Source organism: Streptomyces sp. NPDC087215, from assembly GCF_044744885.1.
GTDB lineage: Bacteria > Actinomycetota > Actinomycetes > Streptomycetales > Streptomycetaceae > Streptomyces.
On the sequence record NZ_JBIUZD010000011.1, the window covers coordinates 33,253 to 39,660 of the forward strand.

General features: G+C 76.2%; 5 protein-coding genes and 1 pseudogene. All 6 read right to left on the minus strand.

Annotated features, from left to right (window positions below; all coding sequences use genetic code 11):
* Nucleotides 1-15 precede the first annotated feature (15 nt).
* The 6 genes and pseudogenes from ACIO92_RS24995 to ACIO92_RS25020 all read right to left on the minus strand — a co-directional run bounded on the left by ACIO92_RS24995 (nucleotide 16) and on the right by ACIO92_RS25020 (nucleotide 6,385).
* Nucleotides 16-1,611, minus strand: a complete 1,596-nt coding sequence (locus ACIO92_RS24995) for an alkaline phosphatase D family protein (protein ID WP_402282983.1) — start codon at nucleotides 1,609-1,611, stop codon at nucleotides 16-18.
* Nucleotides 1,612-1,938: 327 nt separating this feature from the next.
* Nucleotides 1,939-3,402, minus strand: coding sequence for an aminotransferase class I/II-fold pyridoxal phosphate-dependent enzyme (locus tag ACIO92_RS25000; RefSeq protein WP_402283016.1), 1,464 nt, complete (start codon nucleotides 3,400-3,402; stop codon nucleotides 1,939-1,941).
* 165 nt (nucleotides 3,403-3,567) lie between these two features.
* A pseudogene (locus ACIO92_RS25005) lies at nucleotides 3,568-3,954 on the minus strand (GntR family transcriptional regulator); the annotation flags it as partial.
* Nucleotides 3,918-4,817, minus strand: a complete 900-nt coding sequence (locus tag ACIO92_RS25010; RefSeq protein ID WP_402282981.1) for a DUF4184 family protein — start codon at nucleotides 4,815-4,817, stop codon at nucleotides 3,918-3,920. The pseudogene ACIO92_RS25005 and the gene ACIO92_RS25010, both read right to left, overlap by 37 nt.
* A 357-nt stretch (nucleotides 4,818-5,174) precedes the next feature.
* Nucleotides 5,175-6,050, minus strand: coding sequence for a hypothetical protein (locus ACIO92_RS25015; protein WP_402282979.1), 876 nt, complete (start codon nucleotides 6,048-6,050; stop codon nucleotides 5,175-5,177).
* Entirely contained in the window at nucleotides 6,047-6,385 is a 339-nt protein-coding gene (locus ACIO92_RS25020) for a PadR family transcriptional regulator (RefSeq protein ID WP_366442693.1), read from the minus strand. The genes ACIO92_RS25015 and ACIO92_RS25020 overlap by 4 nt, the downstream gene beginning before the upstream one ends.
* Nucleotides 6,386-6,408: the final 23 nt, after the last annotated feature.

Genomic DNA, 6,408 nt, shown 5'->3' on the forward strand with positions numbered 1-6,408 from the left:
ACCCCTGAGCAGGAGTTACTGACCGACGCGCCCCGGCTGGAGCACCTTGGTGAACAGCACGGCCCCGCCCTCGGCCCGCAGCCGGACGGTCAGTTCGCCGCTGTGCCCGTCGATGTCGACCTCCCCGAAGTACTGCGGGCTCTCCATCGGCGACACGTTCGCCCGCTCCGGCGCCCGGACGAACACCCGCTCGGGGCCGAAGGTCGCGTCGAGCGCGTTCGCGGGGAAGCCACCGGCGGCCAGCGGCCCGGACACGAACTCCCAGAACGGCGCGAAGTCCTTGAAGGCCGCGCGCTCCGGCGCGTAGTGCTGGGCCGAGGTGTAGTGCACGTCCGCCGTCAGCCACACCGTGCCGGTGACCCGCCGGTGCTTGACGAACCGCAGCAGTTCCGCGATCTGGAGCTCACGGCCGAGCGGGGCGCCCGGGTCGCCCTGCGCCACCGCCTCGAAGTCCGTGGCGCCGTCCGTGACGACCAGACCGAGCGGCATGTCCGCCGCGATCACCTTCCACACCGCCGTGGACGCGGCCAGCTCCCGCTTCAGCCACGTCAGCTGTTCGGCGCCGAGGATGCCGGTGGTGTCGTCGGGCTGACGGCCGTGGGAGTTGGCGTTCCGGTACGAACGCATGTCGAGGACGAACACGTCGAGGAGCGGGCCGTGGCGCACCACCCGGTGCATCCGGCCGCCGGGGGAGCCACCGCGCGCGTGGAGGGTGGACACCGGGGTGTACTCGGTGAACGCCCGCAACGCGCGCGAGGCGAGGACGTCCACGTCCTTCTCCGTGTACCGCGCGTCGTCCAGGATCTGCCCCGGGTACCAGTTGTTGCGCACCTCGTGGTCGTCCCACTGCACCACCGAGGGCACCTGCGCGTGGAAGGCGCGGACGTTGTGGTCGAGGAGGTTGTAGCGGAAGTTGCCCCGGTACTCGTCCAGCGTCTCCGCCACCTTCGCCTTCTCCGGCGTCGTGACGTTCCGCCAGATCCGGCCGTCCGGCAGGGTGACGCGCGGCTCGATCACCCCGTCGGCGTAGATCGAGTCGCCGCTGCACAGGAAGAAGTCCGGGTCCAGGCGGCGCATCTCCTCGTACGCGCGGAAGCCGCCGATGTCCGGGTTGATGCCCCAGCCCTGCCCCGCGATGTCCCCCGACCACAGGAAACGGACCCCGTTCCGGCGCCGCCCCGGAGCCGTCCTGAAGGTGCCGGTGACCGGCTCGCCCGTACGGCGCGGGTCGTCGGGGTCCACGAGCGTCACCCGGTAGTGGACCTGTTCCCCGGCGGGCAGACCGCGCAGCGCCGTGGTGCCGGTGAAGTCCGTGCCCGCGCCGACCAGCGGCCCGTGGTGACGGCGCACCCGCCGGAACGAGTCCGTCGCCGAGGTCTCCACCAGCATCCGCGCGGGCCGGTCGGCACGCACCCACACCAGACCGGAGGAGGCGGTGACGTCACCCGCCTGTACGCCCCACGCGGCGCGCGGCCGGCCCGACAGCGCGAACGCCGGTGCGGCGGCGCCGAAGGCACCGCCGAGCGCGAGGGCGGCGGACGCGGCCAGCGAACCGCGCAGCACGCCTCGGCGCGCGGGGGAGGGGGAACTGCCGGGTACGGGCTGGGACATGGAAGGGCCTCCGGGGGTCGTGTCCTGGCGGTCGGTACGTCGGCCCCATGCCTAACGGCCGGGAACGGCGCCCGCGCGAACCCCGCGTGAACAGACGACCGGCACCGGGGACCGCGCCCCGCGCCGACGGCTGCGTCCGGAGGCCGGTGAGGGGGGTACGACGCGGCCCGGTGCCGCTGCCGGTGCCGTACGAGCGGGCATCGGCGCCGGGCCTTGTACGTGTCGGCCCCGCCCCGGACCGGACCGGTTCCGTCTCGCCCCGCCTGGGGGCCGTCAGGGACCGGTCCCGCCCCGGACTGCCCCGCCCCGGACCTGCCCGGTCCCGGCTCATCCCTCCCGAGTCGCCCCGACCGCCTCCGCCAGCAGGCGGACGCCCGTCGTCAGCGCCGACGGCGTCAGATGCGCGTACCCGACGACCAGGCGCACGTCCCCGTCCCCGGGGCGGGCGGTGCCGTGTTCCTCCAGGGCCCGCAGCGCCACCCCGGCCGCCGACGCCCGTGCCAGGAACCGCTCCGGAGGGCCGAACCGCCCCGGTACGCGCGCGATGACGTGCAGCCCGGCCGCGATCCCGCTCACCCTGGTCCCCGGCAGATGCTCCGCGAGCGCGGCGAGCAGCGCGTCCCGCCGCTCCCGGTAGGCCCGTTGGCAGCGGCGCAGCTGCCGGTCGTACCCGCCGCGCGCGACGAACTCGGCGAGCACCGCCTGATCGAGCACCGGATTGCCGAGGTCCATGGTCCGCTTGCGTTCGACGACCTCGTCGAGCAGTGCCTCCGGCACCAGTGTCCAGCCCAGCCGCAGACCGGGTGCGAGCGACTTGCTGACCGATCCCGCGTAGACCACCCGCTCCGGATCGAGCCCCTGGAGCGCGCCGACCGGGGCCCGGTCGTACCGGAAGTCGCCGTCGTAGTCGTCCTCCATGACGTATCCGTCGACGGCCCGCGCCCAGTCGAGCAGTTCCGCCCGGCGCTCCGCCGACCAGCTGATCCCGGACGGGAACTGGTGCGAGGGCGTCACGACCACCGCCCGTACGCCGGAACCGGCGAGCGCCCCGGGCCGCAGCCCCTCCTCGTCCAGAGGGAGCCACACCGTGTCCAGGCCCGTCGAGGCGAACAGACGGCCGTGCTCGGGGCTGCCCGGGTCCTCGATGCCGATCGTGTCCAGGCCCCGGGCCCGCAGGACGAACCCGAGCAGCGTCGACGCCTGCGCCACGCCCGAACAGACCACGAGCCGCTCCGGATCGGCGACGACGCCCCGCCGTCTGGTCAGCATCCCGGCCAGGACCTCCCGCAGTTCGGGCAGCCCACGCGGGTCCGGGTAGCCGAGTGCCGGGTGGGGCAGCCGGGACAGGACGGCCCGGTGCGCCGCCGACCAGGCGGCGCGGGGGAAGAGCGAGAGGTCGGGGGTGCCGGGCCGGAAGTCGACCCGCACCCCGGCCTCCGGCCCGGCCCGCACTCCGGCCTCCGGCCCGACCCGCACCCCGGCCCCGGTGGGCCCGGAACCGGACCCGGGCTCCGCCCCCGGACCCGCTCCAGGCACGGCGTGTCCGGCCCGGGTCTCGGCGGGCCCGGCCCCGGACACGCCGGGACCACGCCCCGGCACGGACCCTCCCGCAGGCGCGCCCCGGACACCACGCGCGTCCACCGCCGGGGACGTACCGAGTCCACCGGACACGGGCCCGCCCGACGACGCTCCCCGGCCGTCGCGTACGGACCCGGCGGGAGGCGTCCGCGATCCGCCGCGAGCCCGCCCGTCCCCGGGCGCCGCCGGTCCGCCGTCCGCCCGCCCGCCCATGGGCGCCGTCCGTCCGCCCCGCGCGAATCCGCCCGGGGGCGTCCCCGGCCCGTCACGGCCCGTCGTGTCCGGTCCTGTCCCCCCGCCGCCACGCGCGCGCGTGGCGGCGTCCGTCCCGCCGGACCGCAGGGCGGGGCTCCTCGCCGCCTCGCCCACCCAGGTGCCCGCGCCCCGGCCGCTGCGCAAGTACCCCTCGGCGGTGAGCTGTTCGTACGCCTCGGTGACGAGGCCCCGGGAGACGCCGAGGTCGGTGGCGAGCGCACGGGTCGACGGCAGCCGGGTCCCCGCCGTGAGCCGCCCGGAGCGGACTGCCTCGCGCAGCGCCTCCTGGAGGGCCCTGCCGCGCCGCCGGGCCGGTGCCTCGACGGCGGGCAGCAGCAGTTCCCAGGCGGCCTTCCCCCGGCTCGTCATCTCCTGCGGCCCTCCCGCCGTTCCCCCGGAACCCTTCGCCCGGGGCCGTCGCCTCGTCCCGCCCGCCGTCCCCCGGCGCCGGGCTCCATGATGCCGGTCCGGTGTCAGCCGTTCCGCCGGAGGGAGCGCCGGACGTGCCATCCGGCGGAGTAGACCAGCAGGGCGACGGCGAACGCGGCGCCCGCCGTCTTGGCCGCGCCGGTCAGCACTCCCTCGGCGACCCTGCCCCAGGGGGCCTCCACCGTCCGGGTGGGGTAGCTGGTGTCGGTCGAGCCGTCCTCGAAGACACGGACGATCGGGCGGTCGAGGTCCGCCACGGTCTCGTAGCGGTACAGGGGGAAGTCGGCGCGCGCCTGTACGGCTCCGCCCAGCAGGGCCGTCCCGGCGAGGACGGCGGCCACGCCCCACCGTGCGCCGGGGCGCGGCCGGGCCACGGTGCCCTTCCCGGGGCGCGGCTTCCGGCGGCGCCACAGATGCGCGCCGATGGCCAGCAGGCCCCCGGCGGTGCTCACGTACTGGAGCAGCCGGGCGACCGTCAGGCCCCCGACGGCCGGGTGGCGCAGCGCCGCCACATGGGTGACGAGGAATCCGTCGGCGTGGGTGAAGGAGTCCCACAGCAGATGGGAGGCGATGCCGAGGAAGGCGGACAGGAGCAGCCAGAAGCCGTACCGGAGGGGGGTGCGCGGGCCGGACTCCGGTACGGGGCCGGTCGGGCCGATGCGGAAGGGCAGCAGGGCGGCGACGGGTCTGCGGAGCAGCCGGTAGGCGGCCATCAGGCAGAGGGTGAAGAGCAGGTCGACGGCCAGTCCCCAGCCGGGGGAGTGGGTGGTGGTGGCGTTGAGGAGGGGCTCGTACGCGTCCTGCGCGCTGTCCGAGTGGATGCCGACGGCCCGCAGGAAGTACGGGACGTCAGGGGCCATGGCTCCGGCGACCAGGGCCGGGGCGACGAACGGCTGCCGCAGCAGGGGCAGGACGGCGGCGGGGTGGGAGAGCGTGAACGGCACGACGACGGTCTCTCTGTGCGGAGTTCGGAGCCAGGAATACGGGTGGGAGGGCGCGGGCGCGGATCGGCGGCAGCCGCGCCGGAGGAGGGCGCGGGCCCGGACGCGTACGGCGCGCGGCAACGGTACGTTGAGTAGAGTATTCAGTTCAACGGACTATGGCAACGCGGTCCGGCGGGCACGGGGGCCCGGCCTCTCGGAGCCCCGTCCCACCGGGGCGGCGCCCCCTCGTCCCGCCCCGGCACCTGCCCGGCGCCCCCCGAACGACGGAACCGCCTCCCCGTGGAAACGACAGAGCCGCCTCCCCGTCGAAGGGAAGGCGGCTCCGCCCCGGTCGGCCGGAACGACGGAGGGGTGGGCTCACCGTCGTCTCCGTACCGCCCGCACCCCCGCCGTCAGCGCGCCCGCCAGCGGCAGGACCAGCAGCAGGCCGACGAAGGGCCACGGGTCGTCGGGAGCCCAGGTGGAGGCGCCGGTGACCAGGGGCAGCGCGGCCACGGCCGCCGCACCGGTCTCCCGTACCCCGGAGGACCGTCGGCGCAGGGCGACCGTGGCCGCGGCGGCGGCCAGCACCAGCACCGGCCAGGCGCCGTAGTCCGTGGTCACGCCGAACGCCCCGGCCTCCAGGGCGACGACGGGGAACCACCCCACGGCCGCGACCGTCCCGGCGACCGCCGACAGTTCCCTGCCGGGCCGCCGGTCCACCGGACAGGCCAGCACCGAGGCGAGGGTCAGCAGCGCCATGGCGGGAGCGAGGGGCGACCCGTCGGTCACCTCCGGGGCGAGGGTCCCCTGCACCGCTTCCCCCAGCAGCCCGCACGCGGCCACGGCCACCCCCGGCACCCACCGGCCGGACAGGGCGACGACCGCGCCGACGCACACCAGGGCCGCGAACAGCTGGTGCAGCCCCCAGAGGGCGTCGGTGTGGGTGAGCTGGAGCCACGCGGGCGCCGGGGAGCGGACGAGCCCCGCGTACCAGCGGGTGAGGACCAGGCCGTCGCCCACCGCGGCCACCGCGAGCGCGAACGGGGCGACCAGCGCGAAGAAGCGCCCGCCGGGGGACGCCGAGTCGAGCCGCAGCCGCACCCGCAGGGCGTGTCCGGCCAGGTCGGCGTCGGCGCGCAGCCGGGCCGCGCAGGGCAGGCCCGAGGTCATCTCCCGGTGCACGTCGGCGATCTCCTCGCCGTACGCGGACCGGTAACCGGCCGGATAGAGACGGAGGACCCGGTCGATCATGCCGGGGCCGCCGCACCGCCCGCCGCGAGCCGCCGCCGGACCTCCCGTGCCGTCGCGGCCAGCCGGTCCGCCTCGGCCGCCAGCCGCTCCCGGCCGGAGGCGGTCAGGGCGAAGGTGCGGCGCGCCCGGCCGCTCACCACTTCCTCCCGCTCCACGGTGATCAGCCCCTCGTCGAGGAGCCTGTCGAGCGCCCCGTAGAGCGCCCCCGTACGGGGCACCACCCGGCCGTCGGTGATCGCCCTGACCTCCTGGGCGATGGCGTAACCGTGCCGGGGCGCGTTCGCCAGCGCGGTCAACAACAGCAGAGCCAGCTCCTGCATCCCTCTCTCACTCATGGCAACAGAATATTCCGCCCGGC

What these genes read in the sequence shown, in the direction of transcription:
- ACIO92_RS25015 (WP_402282979.1), bottom strand. Translation starts at nt 6,050, where the DNA reads ATGATCGACCGGGTCCTCCGTCTCTATCCGGCCGGTTACCGGTCCGCG.
- ACIO92_RS24995 (WP_402282983.1), bottom strand. Translation starts at nt 1,611, where the DNA reads ATGTCCCAGCCCGTACCCGGCAGTTCCCCCTCCCCCGCGCGCCGAGGC.
- ACIO92_RS25020 (WP_366442693.1), bottom strand. Translation starts at nt 6,385, where the DNA reads ATGAGTGAGAGAGGGATGCAGGAGCTGGCTCTGCTGTTGTTGACCGCG.
- ACIO92_RS25000 (WP_402283016.1), bottom strand. Translation starts at nt 3,402, where the DNA reads ATGGGCGGGCGGGCGGACGGCGGACCGGCGGCGCCCGGGGACGGGCGG.